The 17,076-nt window shown below is 40.7% G+C and carries 15 protein-coding genes; 7 read left to right on the forward strand and 8 right to left on the reverse strand.

Features of this window, described 5'->3' with window-relative positions:
* Nucleotides 1–27: 27 nt before the first annotated feature.
* Genes ppdK through ACYQ3A_RS05170 form a run of 3 tightly spaced genes read right to left on the reverse strand, consistent with a single transcriptional unit; the run spans nucleotide 28 to nucleotide 5,646 of the window.
* On the reverse strand, nucleotides 28–2,715 hold the full coding sequence (ppdK, locus tag ACYQ3A_RS05160) for a pyruvate, phosphate dikinase (RefSeq protein WP_459896059.1): 2,688 nt from the start codon (nucleotides 2,713–2,715) through the stop codon (nucleotides 28–30).
* An 11-nt stretch (nucleotides 2,716–2,726) separates the two neighbouring features.
* Nucleotides 2,727–4,799, reverse strand: a complete 2,073-nt coding sequence (glyS, locus tag ACYQ3A_RS05165) for a glycine--tRNA ligase subunit beta (protein WP_459896061.1) — start codon at nucleotides 4,797–4,799, stop codon at nucleotides 2,727–2,729.
* The gene (locus ACYQ3A_RS05170) at nucleotides 4,774–5,646 is read right to left on the reverse strand and encodes a glycine--tRNA ligase subunit alpha (protein WP_459896063.1); all 873 of its coding nucleotides are present in this window, start codon (nucleotides 5,644–5,646) and stop codon (nucleotides 4,774–4,776) included. The genes glyS and ACYQ3A_RS05170 overlap by 26 nt, the downstream gene beginning before the upstream one ends.
* 221 nt (nucleotides 5,647–5,867) lie before the next feature.
* Between ACYQ3A_RS05170 and queC the strand changes: the two genes are divergently transcribed.
* On the forward strand, nucleotides 5,868–6,575 hold the full coding sequence (queC, locus tag ACYQ3A_RS05175) for a 7-cyano-7-deazaguanine synthase QueC (RefSeq protein WP_459896064.1): 708 nt from the start codon (nucleotides 5,868–5,870) through the stop codon (nucleotides 6,573–6,575).
* A 1-nt stretch (nucleotide 6,576) separates the two neighbouring features.
* Here queC and hemW read toward each other — a convergent pair whose 3' ends face one another.
* Both hemW and ACYQ3A_RS05185 read right to left on the reverse strand, forming a co-directional pair.
* Nucleotides 6,577–7,695, reverse strand: a complete 1,119-nt coding sequence (hemW, locus tag ACYQ3A_RS05180; protein WP_459896065.1) for a radical SAM family heme chaperone HemW — start codon at nucleotides 7,693–7,695, stop codon at nucleotides 6,577–6,579.
* On the reverse strand, nucleotides 7,692–9,173 hold the full coding sequence (locus ACYQ3A_RS05185; RefSeq protein WP_459896066.1) for a hypothetical protein: 1,482 nt from the start codon (nucleotides 9,171–9,173) through the stop codon (nucleotides 7,692–7,694). Before ACYQ3A_RS05185 ends, hemW begins: the two co-directional genes overlap by 4 nt.
* A gap of 273 nt (nucleotides 9,174–9,446) precedes the next feature.
* Between ACYQ3A_RS05185 and ACYQ3A_RS05190 the strand changes: the two genes are divergently transcribed.
* Genes ACYQ3A_RS05190 through argF form a run of 4 tightly spaced genes read left to right on the forward strand, consistent with a single transcriptional unit; the run spans nucleotide 9,447 to nucleotide 12,018 of the window.
* Nucleotides 9,447–10,328, forward strand: a complete 882-nt coding sequence (locus tag ACYQ3A_RS05190) for an N-glycosylase/DNA lyase (protein ID WP_459896067.1) — start codon at nucleotides 9,447–9,449, stop codon at nucleotides 10,326–10,328.
* A gap of 45 nt (nucleotides 10,329–10,373) precedes the next feature.
* On the forward strand, nucleotides 10,374–10,871 hold the full coding sequence (locus ACYQ3A_RS05195) for a prepilin-type N-terminal cleavage/methylation domain-containing protein (RefSeq protein ID WP_459896068.1): 498 nt from the start codon (nucleotides 10,374–10,376) through the stop codon (nucleotides 10,869–10,871).
* Nucleotides 10,847–11,092: a hypothetical protein gene (locus ACYQ3A_RS05200; protein ID WP_459896069.1), complete on the forward strand. Its 246-nt coding sequence runs from the start codon at nucleotides 10,847–10,849 to the stop codon at nucleotides 11,090–11,092. The genes ACYQ3A_RS05195 and ACYQ3A_RS05200 overlap by 25 nt, the downstream gene beginning before the upstream one ends.
* Nucleotides 11,089–12,018, forward strand: coding sequence for an ornithine carbamoyltransferase (gene argF, locus ACYQ3A_RS05205; RefSeq protein WP_459896070.1), 930 nt, complete (start codon nucleotides 11,089–11,091; stop codon nucleotides 12,016–12,018). The genes ACYQ3A_RS05200 and argF overlap by 4 nt, the downstream gene beginning before the upstream one ends.
* A gap of 92 nt (nucleotides 12,019–12,110) precedes the next feature.
* Here the strand turns inward: argF and rfaE2 are convergent, their stop codons facing one another.
* Nucleotides 12,111–12,572, reverse strand: a complete 462-nt coding sequence (rfaE2, locus tag ACYQ3A_RS05210) for a D-glycero-beta-D-manno-heptose 1-phosphate adenylyltransferase (protein ID WP_459897433.1) — start codon at nucleotides 12,570–12,572, stop codon at nucleotides 12,111–12,113.
* A gap of 63 nt (nucleotides 12,573–12,635) precedes the next feature.
* Between rfaE2 and trmFO the strand changes: the two genes are divergently transcribed.
* Nucleotides 12,636–13,946, forward strand: coding sequence for an FADH(2)-oxidizing methylenetetrahydrofolate--tRNA-(uracil(54)-C(5))-methyltransferase TrmFO (gene trmFO / locus ACYQ3A_RS05215; protein ID WP_459896072.1), 1,311 nt, complete (start codon nucleotides 12,636–12,638; stop codon nucleotides 13,944–13,946).
* Nucleotides 13,925–15,118 carry a LysM peptidoglycan-binding domain-containing protein gene (locus ACYQ3A_RS05220; RefSeq protein WP_459896074.1) on the forward strand — a complete coding sequence of 398 codons (1,194 nt, stop codon included), beginning with the start codon at nucleotides 13,925–13,927 and terminating at the stop codon, nucleotides 15,116–15,118. Before trmFO ends, ACYQ3A_RS05220 begins: the two co-directional genes overlap by 22 nt.
* A 34-nt stretch (nucleotides 15,119–15,152) precedes the next feature.
* Here the strand turns inward: ACYQ3A_RS05220 and ACYQ3A_RS05225 are convergent, their stop codons facing one another.
* Both ACYQ3A_RS05225 and nadD read right to left on the reverse strand, forming a co-directional pair.
* Entirely contained in the window at nucleotides 15,153–16,367 is a 1,215-nt protein-coding gene (locus tag ACYQ3A_RS05225; RefSeq protein ID WP_459896075.1) for a phosphoglycerate kinase, read from the reverse strand.
* Nucleotides 16,345–17,019 carry a nicotinate (nicotinamide) nucleotide adenylyltransferase gene (gene nadD, locus ACYQ3A_RS05230; RefSeq protein WP_459896076.1) on the reverse strand — a complete coding sequence of 225 codons (675 nt, stop codon included), beginning with the start codon at nucleotides 17,017–17,019 and terminating at the stop codon, nucleotides 16,345–16,347. The genes ACYQ3A_RS05225 and nadD overlap by 23 nt, the downstream gene beginning before the upstream one ends.
* Nucleotides 17,020–17,076 lie beyond the last annotated feature (57 nt).

Consider the following 17,076-nt stretch of genomic DNA (forward strand, 5'->3'; position numbering starts at 1 on the left):
CTCAATTTGAAAATGCTTGAACTTAGCTTAAAGCTCTCCCCTCATCTGTCTGATCTTTGCCTGAGCAGCAGCGAGTCTTGCAATTGGAACTCTAAATGGAGATGGACTTATGTACTTAACTCCTATTTTCTGGAAGAAGTTTATTGACCTTGGATCTCCACCGTGCTCACCGCAGATTCCAGTCTTGATTTCGGGCCTTGTCTCATTTCCTTTCTCAATTGCAAACCTTATTAGTTGACCCACACCGTTTTCGTCTATGTGCATGAATGGGTCCCCTTTGAGAATTCCGAGCTCAACATACTTTCCAATGAACTTACCAGAGTCGTCTCTTGAGAGACCAAAGGTCATTTGTGTAAGGTCGTTTGTTCCAAAGGAGAAATACTCAGCATAATGGGCAAGCTGGTTTGCAATAAGAGCTGCCCTTGGAACTTCTACCATTGTTCCAACTTGATATGGAACTTCAATTCCTGTTTCAAGGAAAACTTTTGCGGCAACATTATCTATGAGTTTCTTGAGTTCGTAGAGTTCCCTGTCGTCTGCAATAAGAGGAAGCATTATCTCGGGGAGGACTTCTATGCCGTTTTTCTTGCAGTGGCATGCAGCTTCAAGAATTGCCCTTACCTGCATTTCGTAGATTTCTGGGTATGCAATTCCAAGCCTTGAACCCCTCAAACCAAGCATCGGGTTAACTTCATGAAGCTCCTCAGCCCTTCTCTTGATCTCTTCAACTGGAAGTCCCATTTCCTTTGCAGTTCTTTCAAACTCTTCCTCTGTCCTCGGAAGGAACTCGTGAAGTGGTGGGTCAAGGAGTCTTATGTTAACTGGTAATCCGTTCATTACCTCAAAGATTGCAATGAAGTCTTCTCTCTGCATTGGGAGAAGCTTCTCAAGAGCTTTCTTCCTTTCCTCTTCGGTCTTTGCAAGGATCATTTCACGAACAACAGGGATTCTCTCTTCCTTGAAGAACATGTGTTCGGTTCTACAGAGTCCTATACCTTCTGCTCCGAACTCCCTTCCCTGCCTTGCGTCTTCTGGTGTGTCTGCGTTTACTCTTACCTGGAGATCTCTTATTTCGTCTGCCCACTTCATGAGCTCTTCAAACTCGCCAGAGATCTGAGCAGGAATTGTCCTAATCTCTCCGTGGAAGACCTCACCTGTTGAACCATCGATTGTTATGATATCACCCTTCTTAACTACAGCGTTTCCAACTCTGAATTCCTCATTTTCGTAGTCAACGTGGATGGATTCGGCACCAACAATACAGGTTTTACCCATTCCTCTTGCAACGACTGCAGCGTGGGAAGTCATACCACCGCGGGAAGTAAGGATACCTTCGGCTGCATGCATTCCGTGAATATCTTCTGGAGATGTTTCGTGTCTTACGAGGATTACTTTCTCTCCTTTTTCAGCAAGTTCTACAGCCTCATCAGCAGAGAAGACAACCTTTCCAGAAACTGCACCTGGAGCTGCTGGAAGTCCCTTGGCTATAAGCCTTCCTTCGGCGATAGCTCTCTTCCTGTCCTCCTCATCGATCATTGGGTGGAGAAGTTGATTGATCATGAGAGGATCAACTCTCAATATTGCTTCTTCCTTAGTGATAAGACCTTCCTTAACCATATCAACTGCGATCTTGACAGCAGCTCTGGCAGTTCTCTTACCTGTCCTTGTCTGAAGCATCCAGAGTCTGCCGTTTTCTATTGTGAATTCAATATCCTGCATATCTCTGTAGTGCTTCTCAAGTATCTCTCTGATCTCTTCAAGCTGTTTGTAAACTTCAGGGAACTCTTCTTCAAGGGATGTTTGATCTGGAGATGTTTTCTGAGCCTTTGTGAGAGGTTGTGGAGTCCTGATTCCAGCAACGACGTCTTCACCTTGCGCGTTCTTCAGGTATTCTCCGTAAAAGACATTCTCACCTGTAGATGGGTTCCTTGTGAATGCAACTCCCGTTCCAGAGGTGTCTCCCATATTTCCAAAGACCATTGCAACAATGTTAACAGCTGTTCCGTAGTCCTCTGGGATCTTGTTGATTTCCCTGTACTTGATAGCTCTTGGGTTGTTCCATGAGTCAAATACAGCTTTTATTGCCATTTTAAGCTGTTCATAAGGATCCTGAGGAAATTCCATTCCGGTCTCTTTCTTAACGAGCTCCTTGTACTGTTTTACAAGATCTTTTAAGTCTTCAGCAGTTAGGTCAACGTCTGCCTTTGCTCCAACTTCCTCTTTTTTCTTCTCAAGGAGCGCTTCAAACTTATCGTGAGGGATTCCCATTACAACGTTTCCAAACATCTGAATGAAACGTCTGTAAGAATCCCAAGCAAACCTTTCGTTTCCTGTTGATTTCGCAAGGCCTTCAACAGTTTCGTCGTTGAGGCCAAGGTTGAGGATTGTGTCCATCATTCCCGGCATTGAAACGGGAGCTCCTGACCTTACAGAAACGAGGAGAGGGTTTTCCCTATCCCCAAACTTTTTACCCATCTCTTTTTCTATTTTGGCAAGCCCCTCAAGAACCTGCTCCCACATCCCTTCAGGGAATTGACAGTCGTTTTTGAAATATTCCTTACAAACTTCTGTTGTTATTGTTATTCCAGGAGGTACTGGTAAACCAAGGTTTGTCATTTCAGCAAGATTCGCTCCCTTGCCACCGAGGAGAAGTTTCATATCTGCTTTTCCTTCGGCTTTTCCACCGCCGAAGTAATAAACCATCTTTTTGGACATCTCCTGCCCCCTTAAAGTCCGATTTTTGAAAAGTCTGCGAGCTTTTGAAGTTCATCAGCAATAGTTTTAAGAAGGCTAAGCCTTCTATTTCTAACTGTTTCGTCCTTATCCATTACCATAACGTTGTCAAAGAAAGCATCAACGTAAGGCTTTAGTTCCTTGATGAGAAGAAGTGCTTCCCTGTAATTTCCGGACGAAATAAGACTTGAAAGTTTTTCCCTTATTGAGAGGAACTTTTCATAGAGTTCAACTTCATACTTTCCTTCTGGTTCAAATGGAGAAGCTTCAAACCCTTCAGGGATAATATTTACGACTCTTCTCATAGTTATAAGAACATCCTCAAACTCTTCACTCTTTCTGAGAGTGTCAATTGCCTCAGCTCTAAGGAGTGCGTCATAAATGTCATCGGTTACAGAGAGAACAGCTTCAACTGTGTCGGCTCTAAAGCCTTTTTCCCGGAGGAGAACTTTAAGCCTTTCCTTTATAAAGTCAAGGACTTCTTGTGGAGCGTTTTCTGAAATCTCTATTCCTGATCTAACGTAAATCTCCTTTGCTTTCTGGAGAATTGGAAGAAGATTGAAATGGATTTTGTTTTCAAGAACTGTTTGAATCAGCCCAATTGCATTCCTTCTTAATGAGAATGGGTCGGCCGAACCTGTAGGTTTTATTCCAACTCCAAAGAATCCAACAAGGTTGTCAATTTTTTCTGCAATTGAGAGAGAAATACCAATTCTGCCTTTTGCTACTCTGTCTCCAGAGAATCTTGGGAAGTATTGTTCCTCCAAAGCTACTGCCACCTCTTCATCTTCGCCGTCAAGGAGAGCGTAGTACTTTCCCATCGTTCCCTGGAGTTCTGGAAACTCGTTTACCATTTCTGTTAAAAGGTCGGCTTTTGAGAGGTGTGCAGCTCTTTTTGCCTTTTCTTCAAGGTCTTTTCCGTTGATGAGTTCCGAAATCACGGGAGCTAGTTCTTCAAGCCTTTCTGTCTTATCGAGCATTGTTCCAAGCTTTTCGTGGAAGACAATGCCCTTTAGTTCTGGAACTCTCTCTTCGAGTCTTTTCTTTCTGTCTTCGTTGAAGAAGAAGAGTGCATCTGAAAGCCTTGCTCTTAAGACTTTTTCATACCCTTTACGGATAACGCTCTCATCAACGGGTTTTATGTTTGAAACGCCGATGAAGTAGTTCTTGAGGTTTCCATTTTCGTCAACAACGGAGAAGAATTTCTGATGATCCTTCATTACGACAACAGGTACTTCCTTTGGAAGCTTTAAGAACTCCTCATCAAAGCTACCAAGGATCGGATAAGGATATTCAACAAGGTTTGTAACTTCTTCAAGGAGCTCCTCGTCTTTAAGGAGCTCTCCACCAACATTCCTTGCAAGGGTTTCAGAAACATCCAGAATTATTGACTTTCTCTTTTCTATGTCAGCAACGACAAACCTTTTTTCAAGCTCATCGACAAACTCGTTTACGTTTTCAACCTCAAAGCTTTCAGGAGAAAGGAATCTGTGTCCATAGGAAACGTTAGAGCTCTTTATCCCGTCTACTTCAAATGGAATGGTTTCCTCTCCGTAAACTGCAACAATCCACCTGATTGGTCTTCCAAACCTGATCTTTTTAGTTCCCCATCTCATACTTTTTTTGAAGGGAACCGAAAGGATAAGCTCAGGGAGGATTTCAGATAGTATCTCCCTTGCAGGTCTTCCCTTGATGAGCTTTTTGACAGCTACGTATTCTCCCTTCTTCCCGGGGGGATTTGATACTCTGATTAGCTCTTCTACAGAAACTCCCTTTGATTTTGCAAAGCCGATTGCTGCCTTTGTGGGATTCCCTTCGCTGTCAAAGGCAGCCTTTACGGATGGTCCAACAAGAAGTTCTTCTCTGTCTGGTTGAACCTCTGGAATATCGTAGACAAGGAGAATTAGACGCCTTGGCGTCCCAAAAGTTTCAATATTTGACGCCTGGATATGAGCATTTTCAAGGTGTTTTCTGATTTCTTCTTTTAGGAATTTGAGAGCTGGCTCTATGAAAGAAGCGGGAAGCTCTTCACACCCTATTTCAACCAGTAGATTCTGCGCCTTCACTTTCTACCTCTTCAAGTTCTAAGTACTTCCTTGCACACTTTCCTGCAAGTTTTCTAACTCTTCCAATGAATGCTGCCCTTTCGGCAACTGAAATTGCACCCCTTGCATCAAGGAGATTAAAGATATGGGAGCACTTTAAGCAGTAATCGTAGGCAGGAAGGACAAGTCCTCCTTCAACAAGCCTAAGAGACTCTTTCTCGTACATATTGAAAAGCTGAAAGAGCATTTCAACATCAGCCTTTTCAAAGTTGTAAACAGACCACTGATACTCGTTTTCTTTGTAGAGATCACCGTACTTTACGCCCTCTGTCCAGACTATATCGTAGACATTGTCAACTCCTTGAATGTACATTGCGATCCTTTCTAAGCCGTAGGTAATCTCTACAGAGACCGGGTCTAAAGTAATTCCACCTGCCTGCTGAAAGTAAGTAAACTGGGTTATTTCCATTCCATCAAGCCACACTTCCCAGCCGAGCCCCCAAGCTCCAAGAGTTGGAGATTCCCAGTCGTCCTCAACAAACCTTATGTCGTGTTCAACAAGTTTTATCCCAAGAGCTTCAAGGCTTCCAAGGTAGAGTTCCTGAGAGTTTTCCGGTGAGGGTTTTAAAATAACCTGAAACTGGAAGTAGTGCTGGAGCCTGTTGGGGTTTTCACCGTACCTTCCGTCTGCTGGACGACGGCAGGGCTGAACGTAGGCGACGTTCCAGGGTTTTTTGTCAAGAACTTTTAAAAATGTAAATGGGTGCATTGTTCCAGCACCCTGCTCAACGTCGTAACTCGAAGCTATAATACACCCTTTTGATGCCCAGTATTTTTCAAGAGTGAATATAATTTCCTGAAAGGTCAAGGTTCCTCTCCCGATGAATTATAATAGTCGTCAGCGTAATTTTAGTTTGTAAAGTTTTTTCAGTCAAATAGGACATTGGGATTCTGTTCAAAAAATGCTAAAAGTTTCCCCCTTTAAAAAGGGTGTCAGGGGGATTTTTGTAGCAGTAATTTTTGACCCCCCTGTATTCTCCTTACGAAAGGAGAATTTAACAACTTTTGAAATGAATGCCGGGAGGTTTAATGAGTTCTGCTGTTGTGATATTTTCTGGAGGGCTTGACTCAACAACTGCTCTCTACTGGGCAAAAAAGAACTTTGACGAAGTCTATGCACTTACTTTCTACTACGGACAGAGGCATTCAATAGAGATAGAAATGGCGAAGATAACGGCTAAAAATGCCGGAGTAAAGGAGCACGTTCTCTTTGAGGTTGACCTTTCAAAGTTTGGAGCTTCTGCTTTAACGGATAGAAGTATAGAAGTTCCTGAAACCTGCTCGCTTGAGGAGATAAAGGAGAGGGGAATTCCAGTTACTTACGTTCCGTTTAGAAACGGCGTATTCATTTCAATAGCGGCGGCCTACGCTGAAAGCAGGAATACAACAAACCTTGTTGGCGGTTGGAATGCTGTTGACTACAGCGGTTATCCTGACTGCAGGCCAGAATTTCTCTCTGCAATGGAGGAGGCTCTAAATAGAGGAACAAAGCTTGGCGCGGAAGGGAAAAAGTGGAAAATTCACGCTCCACTCATAAAGCTGACGAAGGGTGAAATCATAAAACTTGGACTTTCCCTTGGAGCTGATTACGCCCACTCAATCTCCTGCTATAGGGGAACTGAAGTCCCTTGTGGGAAGTGTGATAGCTGCGTTTTAAGAGCAAAAGGATGGATAGAAGCAGGAGAGGAGGATCATCTGATTAAAAGGTTAAAAAGGGAAGGAAAGATTATGGAGTGAATTAAAAGATTTCCGAGATAATCTCTGATATTACTGCATTGGAAACAAACAGCCCTTTTTCGCCAAGCTTTAGGACAGGTTCTCTGAAAATTAGATAGTTCTCTTCTATCAGGAGTTTCAGCTTCTGGCTCTTTTCAAGAGCTTTTTTGAACTTCTCAAGCAATCCAATTTCCCTTAAATCAACTCCGTTAATTAGTCTCAACCCCATTATCAACTTTATTTCTTTTTCCTCTTCCTCTGAATAGATAATTACTTCTTCTTCAGGGAGCTCGTTTCTGTTCAGTTTGCTGGTGAATGCCTTCAAATTGCTGACATTTTTCCAGTATTTTCTGTCAACGTAAGATGCAGCAGAGGGTCCAATTCCTATGTAGTTTTTCAGATGCCAGTAGTTAAGGTTGTGTTTTGATTCAAAACCTGAAACTGCAAAGTTTGAGATTTCATAGTGTTTGAAACCTTTATCTATCAGGAAATCCCTTATAAAGTAGTACATTTCACTTAAAGCGCTATCTTCAGGAAGTTTTACTATTCCTTTCTCTGTAAGTTCATATAGAGGAGTTTCTTCATAGACGGTAAGAGCGTAGAGGGAGATATGTTTTATTGGAAAGGAAAGAGCTGTTGATAGATCTTTTTCCAGTTCGAGGATAGTCTGTTCTGGAGCTCCATAAATGATATCTATTGAGACATTACCGAAAACTGAAAGTGCAGTTTCAATAGCTTTAATGTTATCGGCTGCTTTTTGTCTCCTTCCCAGTCTTTCCAGAACCCTATCTGAGAAACTTTGAACTCCAAGGCTTATCCTGTTTACTCCTGCTTCTTTGAGAGCAGATAGGTAATCATAATTTGCATCTTCAGGATTTATCTCAGCCGTAACTTCAGAGAACTGTCCAATTCGTGAAAGAATTGATTGAAAGAAATCAGGTTCCAGACTGGAAGGAGTTCCTCCCCCAAAATAGACTGTTGGAAACTGGACAAACTCGGGAGCTCTGAGAGAAAGTTCCGCAAAGATAGCTTTCTTATACTTTGGAACCAGCGAAAAGTCAGGAATCGAGTAAAAGTCACAGTAAATACATTTTTCTTTACAGAAAGGAACGTGAACGTAAAGAGAACTTATTAACTTCAAGAGACCCTTTCCTTTTCGAGTTTATTGATTTTCTCCTTAAGATCCGGGTCTTTCAAAATTCTATGGGCTTCTTTGTACCAGATAAGAGCTCGTTCTTTTTCTCCCATTGCTTCATAAACTTCTCCGAGTGCCTGTTTAAGTTTTGCTTGCTGTTCTTCTGTTAATTTTCTGTCGTTAAGAATACCCATTAAGAAGTCAATTGCTTCTTTGAATTTACCCTCGAGTCTGAGAGCGGTGGTAATAAGAATTGCTGCTTTTAGGAAAGAGTTTTCATGTTTAAGTGCTTCCTTGGCATTTTCGATGGCCTTATCAAATTTGCCAAGTCCAATCATGGCTTCCGCCATTGATATGTACTTAATACCGTCTGTCTCAATTTGTTTTATTTCCCTATCAATGGCTTTTCTGTCTTCTCTTACTTCTTCCACATAATGAGAAACCATATCTGATAGATCGATGGCCTGATCCAGAACATGGAGAATTTCTTCTGGTTCTGGTAAAACTTGAGCCGATTCCACTTCTTCTGTAATGAGTCTCGAGTATTCCGGGTGTCTAAATGTCATTATTGAAAGTAGTTTGTCATAGGCTTCTCTATCGACTATTTTGAGTCTTTCCATAAATTCAGAACCACTTTCAACTTCGCCCTGTTCAAAGTCTATAAGTGCGTAGAGGAAATACTTAATCTTTGGATCTGGAACGTTTTTAACTATTTGCTTAAAGGCATCCAGTTTATTGGATGCTTTAAATGTATCAACCAAGAACTTGAGGAAATCCAAATTAGAACTGTTATCGATGATTAATTTGAGGACAAATTCCAGTCCTTTATCGCTGTTAGCAATAACGTCAGCAATTTGTCTATCCAGATTTTCAATTTTCTTGATCTCTCGGGCTTTGAGAAATGCTCTTAGAGCTGCTCTGTAGTTATGAAGATTGACATAGAGATTTCCAGCAAGCACATAGTTTGTGAATGCTTCTTCAGTATAGCCCTCTACTTTGAGAATATCGGCAAATTTTTCGTAGAAAAGAGGATGAAATTGATCCTGAATAAATCTCTCTAAGAGATCTTTTATGCTGGAAGTTGGCAGACCTGCTTCTTTAAATCGCCAGTAAGTTTCTTCGAGTGTTTTAAACGCTTCATAGAATAGTTCTTTTTTGTGGTAAGCAGAAACAAGAAGTTTTAAAGCCTTGATGTTGAGGGGATCAACTTTCAAGGTTTTTTTCAAAATGGCAATGGCGATGTCGTAGTATTCCTCTCTTGTTTTCTTTTCTGCAAATTCAAGAAGAAGATTTATTGCTTCTTCTTTTTTTCCGAGCTTTATAAGAGCATCACTGTAAGATTTAATGATGGACACTGAATCGGGATTTTTCTGGAGGAGGCTTTTTCCCACTTTGACTATCGTTACGTAGTCTTTAGCTTCGACAGCCCGGCTGAATTCTTCTTCTTCTGTTCTTTTTCTTCTGAAAAAGTTGAAAATACCCAAGTTACCTCCAGAAGCAACTGGAAAATGGTAAACGATATTAACCTACCACCGATGATATTATAATCAATAGTCTAAATCTATTAGAAGAGTGATACTATTTGAAAAATACTTTGGAAAATACGAAGTTCAGAGGAAACCCAGTGTCCCCTTTAGGAAGGGGGGATGTTGAACTTTTCTTACGAGGAGTAGATAAAGGAGGGGATTAGAAATTCCCCTGTGCTTTCCTCAGATAAGGGGAATTTTCAAATACTTTCATTGGAAGGGTTTTAAACAATGAAAGTAAATCTTGTTTTAAATCCTCGGAGAGCCAGTAAAGTAGCAGAAGAGTTAATAGAAACCCTTAACAAGGGTGGAATCTTTGGAAGGAAAGAGCTCCCTGATGATACGGCTGAATCCCTTAAAAAGTACCTTACAGAGGAAGAATTCCTGAGGTTTATAACTTTGACAACAGCTCTTGACTACATGAGAAATGCCGAGAAACTCTGGAAGAGTTCCGTACTTACCATTCAGGATGAAGAAGTTAAATGGGTTTTCCATCCGGAAAAAGTTATGGAACAAGGAAAGGAAAATTTAAGGTCTGCTCTTAGCAAGCATAAGCTTGCTATGAAAAAAGAAAAGGATTCAGAGATCTGGTTTAAAATATCAAAAGCCCTCCATGAATACTATGGGGGAAGTATAAAGCGGCTTTTTGAGACCTACGATTATGATGTGGGGAAAATGTTTAAGGACTTTATAGCAGGAGAAAAGAAAGAACACTTTCCCAGTCTTTCGGGAATAAAGGTCTTTCCCCATTGGATAAGAAGTCTAAAGGATAAAACGGCTCTACCATTTAGGAACTTGCACAAGCTTCCAATTCCGGTTGACGTTCATATTGCAAGAGCAACTTTTACAACAGGTTGTATAACGGGGAGGTATTCTTCGAAGGGAATGAATGACACAATAAGGAAAAGGGTTATAAAAGTGTGGGAAGAGGGATTGAAGAATTCAGGTATAGTTCCCATAGAAATGTTCAGACCTCTTTGGTTGCTGAGTAAATACGGGTGTCACTACAGGAAAAATGGAGAGAGACCAAAATTGGAAGAATGTCCTGTCAAGAGATATTGTGTTGAAGGAAAGGTAATAGTTACATCTAACCGTGTTGAAATCGATACATAGTTAACTATTCCTTAAGGGAGGAATTTTCAACTGCGGGAAGGTAAGATGAAGAAAGGATTTTCTCTCTTAGAGCTTGTAATTGTTCTCCTGATAATATCACTGGCAGCGGTAGTTACGTTTCCTGCTTTTGTTAACTTTGGTAGTGGTTCTCAAGAGAATTTTGAGAACAGATTGAAAACAGCAATGAGTTCTCTTTTTAGTTTTTCTGAGGCGATTGAGCTATGTGCAGATTTTAAAAAGAATGCCATACAAGTGGGAGAAGAGGAAATAGAGCTACCAGCTGGGAAAGAACTGGAATACATGATATTGCCCGGTAAGGTTGTTTCTTCGGAGATTAACTCGAGGTTCTGCATTTCGAGTAAAAGCTTAGAGGCTGTAGGATTTTTAGCAAAAGAGAGTTCAGAACGATATTTATCTATTCTGGTTTTTTTACCTTCAGGGGAAGTTACAATTAGTTCTCTTTCGCAAGGGGAAGGAGAAACCTTTAAGGATAAAATCTCAAAGGGGAGGATAGTAGAGTGGTTCAGTTTCTTCTCTTATTGATTTTTATAGCCATACTGGTCCTTTTCCTGTTTTCCGTAAAACTCTATTTTTTTCTAAAACAGATAATTTTTAGGATTGAGGAGATTGAGGCAGAGATTGTCAAAGTGGAAAGAAAGACGGTGGAGCTCTTAGAGAAAATTGCACAGAACGAGGAAAAAATTAAATTTTTACAAAATCAGTACAAAATATTTCTCGAAAAACTGCGGGGAGAGAGAGAATGAAGGACTTCATATCAATGCTTAATGCAGACAGGCTTTTTATAGAAAACATTTTTTCACTCAGTGCATTTTTGAAGGAGAAACAGAAGAAGGGGGAGCTCTATAGACCACTGGAAGGTTTTACGGCAGCTCTCATTTTTGAAAAGCCATCGACAAGGACAAGGGTTTCCTTTGAAGTGGGAGTTTATCAACTTGGTGGTCACGGTGTCTATATGGATGCAAGAGGATCTCAACTTGGAAGGGGTGAACCCATAAAGGACACAGCCAGGGTTCTCTCAAGATACGTTGATCTGATAGTGATCAGGACTTACGGTCAAGAGAGAGTTGAGGAGCTGGCAAGGTACTCTGATATTCCGGTTATCAATGCTCTTACAGATGAAGAACATCCCTGTCAGGTTCTTGCAGATCTCTTTACGATCTGGGAGTACAGAAGAAACCTTAGAGGTTTAAAGGTTGCCTATGTGGGTGATGGAAATAACATGTGTAATTCCTGGCTGATAGGTGCAGCCTATATGGGAATGAGATTTTACGCTGCAACCCCAGAAGGTTTTGAACCTCTTCCAGAGTACGTTGAAAAGGCAAAGGAGATTGCAAAGGATACTGGAGCTGAAATAGTTGTAACCCACGACCCAATAGAAGCTGTAAAAGATGCAGATGTTATCTACACGGATGTGTGGGCAAGTATGGGACAGGAAGAAGAGGCTGATAAGAGAAAAGAAATATTTATGCCTTATCAAGTAAATAGAGAACTCGTTGAACATGCGAAACCAGATTTTCTCTTTATGCACTGTCTTCCTGCCCATAGGGGAGAAGAGGTAACGGACGAGATCATTGAAAGTGATAGGTCAATTGTCTGGGATCAGGCAGAGAACAGGCTCCATACACAGAAAGCATTGATCTTAAAACTTGTAAGAAAGGTAAACCCTTAATTCAGTCATTAGTTTATTGGTAAGGGGGGGCTTCCCCCTTTGCAAATGGGATAAAGGGGGGAAAGGCAAAGCGCAATCAGAATAACGGTTTTCTATTTAGAATAGAGAGAAATTACCTTTTCAATAATCTTGCTTGTTGATATGTCATATCTAAAAGGAATTCTTTCGACTTTTTTCGCAAACTCTCTTCCAACGATTTTTTCCAGTGGCCAGTCTGCTCCTTTAACTAAAACGTCCGGTTTAACTGCTTTGATGACCTCGTAAGGTGTGTCGTCCTCAAAGATGAAAACGTAATCAACGGCTTTTAAGCCTATCAGGACTCTTGCTCTGTAATCTTCGGGAACAATGGGTCTTTTTTCTCCTTTTATTCTTCTTATTGAGGAGTCGCTGTTCATTCCAACAATCAGAATATCTCCAAAAGATTTTGTCTTTTCAAGGTAGTCAACATGGCCTGCATGGATTATGTCAAAACATCCGTTGGTGAATACTATTTTCTTTCCCTGCCCTCTGATATTTGAAACAAGAGTTTTTAGCTTTTCTAAATCTCTTAAAATTCTATTCAAAGTTTACTCCCTGACCTAAATTTGATTGAGAAATTTAATTCAGAAGGTGGAAAAGTGAAAGAGATCATAAACGTAATCGGTGCAGGTCTTGCTGGAGTTGAGGCTGCTTATAGAGCTGCTGAGAAAGGTCATAAGGTTAGACTCTTTGAAATGAGACCTGAAAAGTTTACTCCAGCACACAAGACAGATCTTTTTGCAGAACTTGTCTGTAGTAATACTCTTGGAGGGAAGGACGTAACAACTCCCAGAGGTCTCTTAAAGGCTGAGATGGAACTCCTTGGCTCTGTAGTAGTTGAAGCTGCAAAGAAAACAAAAGTTCCTGCCGGAGGAGCTTTAGCTGTTGACAGAGAAAAGTTTGCAGAGTACATAACTGAAAAGATAGAGAGACACCCAAACATAGAGGTTATCAGAGAAGAGGTAACAGAACTTCCAGAAGAGGGAATAACAATCGTTGCAACGGGACCACTGACTTCTAATAAGTTCTCTGAATACCTGAGAAACTATCTTGGAGAGGAGGAACTCCACTTCTACGATGCAATCTCTCCAATAGTCTATGCAGACACAATTGACTACTCCAAGTGTTTTTGGGGTTCAAGGTACGGTAAAAGAGGAGACGACTACCTCAACTGTCCAATGACTGAAGAAGAATACGAAAGGTTTTATAACGCCCTCATGGAAGCCGAGAAAGTACCTCTAAAGGATTTTGAAAGAGCCTGTTACTTTGAAGGATGTATGCCGATAGAGGAAATGGCAGAGAGGGGAAAGCAGACTCTCCTTTTTGGTCCTCTAAAACCTGTGGGGCTAATAGACCCAAGAACAGGAAAGAGGCCATTTGCAGTCGTTCAACTAAGGAAAGAGAACAAGGAGGGAACTCTTCTGAACCTTGTTGGATTCCAGACAAAGCTTAAGTACCCTGAACAGAAGAGGGTTTTCAGGTTGATTCCAGGACTCGAAAACGCTGAGTTTGCAAGGTTTGGAAGTATTCACAGGAATACGTTTATAAACTCTCCTAAACTTCTTTTAAGAACTCTTCAGCTCAGGAAAAACCCAAAGGTCTTTTTTGCCGGACAGATAACGGGAGTTGAAGGGTATCCAGAGTCAGCAGCAACCGGAATCATTGCAGGTTTGAATGCTGCAAGGCTTAATGAGGGAAAAGAGTTGGTTTATCCACCAGAGACTACAATGATTGGAGCTCTGTTAAAATACATCACTACAGCTGATCCTAAAACTTTCCAGCCGATGAATGCAAACTTTGGTCTTCTTCCGCCACCAGAGAAAAAGATTAGAAACAAAAAGGAAAGGAGAAAATATCTCGCAGAAAGAGCTTTAGAGGATATGAAAAGATGGTTAAGCTCTTTGTCTTGATTTTTTTTCTTTTGACGGAAGCTGCTTTTTCGAAAGTTTACGAGATTAAGATTGTCAAACACAAAGATCCAAAAGAGGTAAATAATCACAGTTTTATTGTTTATAAAGTAAAACATGGAGATACCCTTTCAGGAATAATGAGGAAATTCAAATTACCTCCAACTATGATGGATGCTATAGTGGATGTAAACAGAATAAAGAATCCCAATCTTATCTATGCGGGACAGAAACTCAAACTACCTGTTGGTATGAGAGATTCCTCGCAGGGAATACCTAAGAAGATAGAGAGTTTTTTACCTGCAATCCGTATGCTCGGGGGAAAAATAGATAAAAGTGGTGCTATATTCCTTAAGAGTGGAAGAGTGGACTTTAGAAAAAATCCAAAAATTTCTATTAACGGTGAAGAGTACATTCTCGATTTCACCGATAGCTTGAATAGGGAGTTGAAGGAAGAGCTTGGAGCTATTGGAATAAGAGTAATAAAGCCAGGAGAGTTAAAAAACTTACTGGAAGACATAATCAACTTAAACTTTGGAATTGTTGAGAAAAATGGAGAACTCGTTCTGGGAATGAAAGATGTATTAATCTATAAGTATGATTATTTAAGTTATAACGTTTCCACTGGAAACAGAATAGTTATAAACCTAAAAAGAGATACTCCTGTTGTTCTTGTGAACCTATTAAAAACCTATGGTGTAGAAGTTTTACAACCAGAGGGAGAGGAACTTGAAGGAAAGGAAGGAGAACTAAGGATTCTCTCTGGTGGTGGGATTGAAAAAATTGCAGAGTTGGTGAGAATTGTTATTGGGGAAAAAGGGGTGCTCAAGGATTCAGGAGTTGAATTTCCTGAAAATCATCTGTTTGTGGCTTTTGATTTTGTTGATCCAGAAGAAAAGGTAAAACTGGAGCTTGAAGGATATAAGGTTGTAGTGCTTTCTGGAGATTTTATTCGTGATGTGGAGAAAATCTTTTCGTTGATTCCTGTTGTTCACAAACGGGTGAATCTCGTTGTTGTAGAGCCACCAGGAAGTGATGGTGAACGTTCGAAATTTGAAGTTCCGGGACTTTTGGTCTCGACGGAAAAGAGGGATTGGTTTCTGATTGATTGTGTGGATAAACAGGAGGAGATTCCTTATTTGAGGAGCAGAGGAGTAAATCTTATTATTTATTAAAACGGAAAGTCCCCCTTAAGGGGGACAGAAAAAATTACTCTTTGTCTGTTAGAGCCATAACGCCGGGGAGTTGCTTACCTGCGAGAAACTCAAGGAACGCACCACCGCCGGTTGAGACGTGATCTATTTGATGTTCAAGACCGAGCATTTCAATAGCTGCAACGCTATCTCCACCACCAACAATTCTCAGAGCTTCGTTATGGGAAGCTACAATTTTTCCTACTTCCATAGTTCCATAGCTAAACTTTTCAAATTCAAAAACTCCCATTGGACCATTCCAGAGGATAGTCTTAGCGTCTGAGAGGGCTTCTTTGAAGAGTTCTACAGTTGCAGGACCAATATCGAGTCCCATCATGTCGTCTGGAATTTCTTTGTAGGTTGTTAATTTTGCATGGGCTGTAGGAGAAAATTCATCAGCGTTGTTGCTGTCAACAGGTAAGTAAAACTTGATACCATTTTTATTGGCTTTTTCCATTATCTCTCTTGCAGTGTCAAGAAGCTCTTCTTCAACAAGGGATTTTCCAACGTTATATCCAGCAGCTTTCAGGAACGTGTAGGCCATTCCACCACCAACGAGCATCTTATCGACAATTTTCAGAAGATTTTCTATTACCTCAAGCTTTCCAGATACCTTTGAACCTCCAATTATCAGAACGAGAGGTCTCTCTGGATTGTCGAGAGCTTTCTGGAGATACTTTATCTCTTTCTCAAGTAAGAATCCTGCAACTGCAACTTCTACATATTGGGCAATTCCATAAGTTGAGGCGTGTTTTCTGTGGGCAGTTCCAAAGGCATCGTTTACGTAGATGTCTGCAAGTCTTGCAAGTTTTTTGGCAAACTCAGGATCGTTCTTTGTCTCTTCTTTGTAAAACCTCACGTTTTCAAGTAGTGCAACTTCACCATCTTTAAGGTTATCAATTTCCCATTCAACCTCTTCACCGACACAATCTGAAATGAACTTAACCTCTTTTTCAAGAAGTCTTGAAAGCCTATCTGCAACAGGCTTTAAAGTAAGCTTTGGATCCCACCCCTTTGGTCTATCAAGGTGGGAACAGAGGATAACTTTTGCTTTGTGGTCTATCAGGTAGTTGATGGTTGGAAGTGCTGCTCTAATTCTTTTGTCATTTTGGATAACACCGTTTTCAATGGGAACGTTAAAGTCAACCCTTACGAAGACCTTCTTTCCTTCAAGTTCTACTGGTGGAATATCCCTGAGAGTCATTTTGTTAAACATCTTTCTGAAAGGCATTTTCCTGCCACCTCCTTAAAATTTCCTCAGATTTGTCTGTGAGAAAATACCGTATGCTTTTGCCCGATTTCAACCGATTTCTGATTTCTGTTGAACTAATTTCTATCAGTCTGCCGCTATAGATGAGGACGTCTATTTCGCTAAATATGTTGCTATCAATGGGTTCTCCTTTGCTAACTTCTGAAAACTTAATTGGATATCCGATTTTTTGAGCAATTCCATTGACATTGATTTTATATCCAGGTCTTTTAACAACAATAATCTTTGTTAATTTCAAAATCTCTATTGGCTCTTTCCAGCGGTGAAACGATTCAAACGAGTCCGCTCCCATTATGAAAACAGGCTTCTCTCCATGGATTTTCCAGAATTCCCTTAATGTGTCTACTGTATAGGAGATTCCCCTTTTTTTAATTTCATAATCCCAAGCGGAAAATCCTTTTTCTCCTTCTATTGAAGCTTTAAGAAGCTCCAGACGGAGCTCTGGAGGCAGGAAAAGTTTATCCTTTAAAGGCTGCAGGTATGCTGGAACGAAAATAATTTCTTCAAATCCGAAAGTCTCAAGAATATCCCTTGCAACTATAAGATGACCAACATGAACAGGGTTAAAACTTCCTCCAAAAAGGGCTTTCAACTTTTCCTCTTCCCTCTCCACAACTCCCACATTTTTTGAAAGATCGCTACAAGTGTCCATACAATTGTAACAACAAAG

Source organism: Desulfurobacterium crinifex (genome assembly GCF_054656775.1).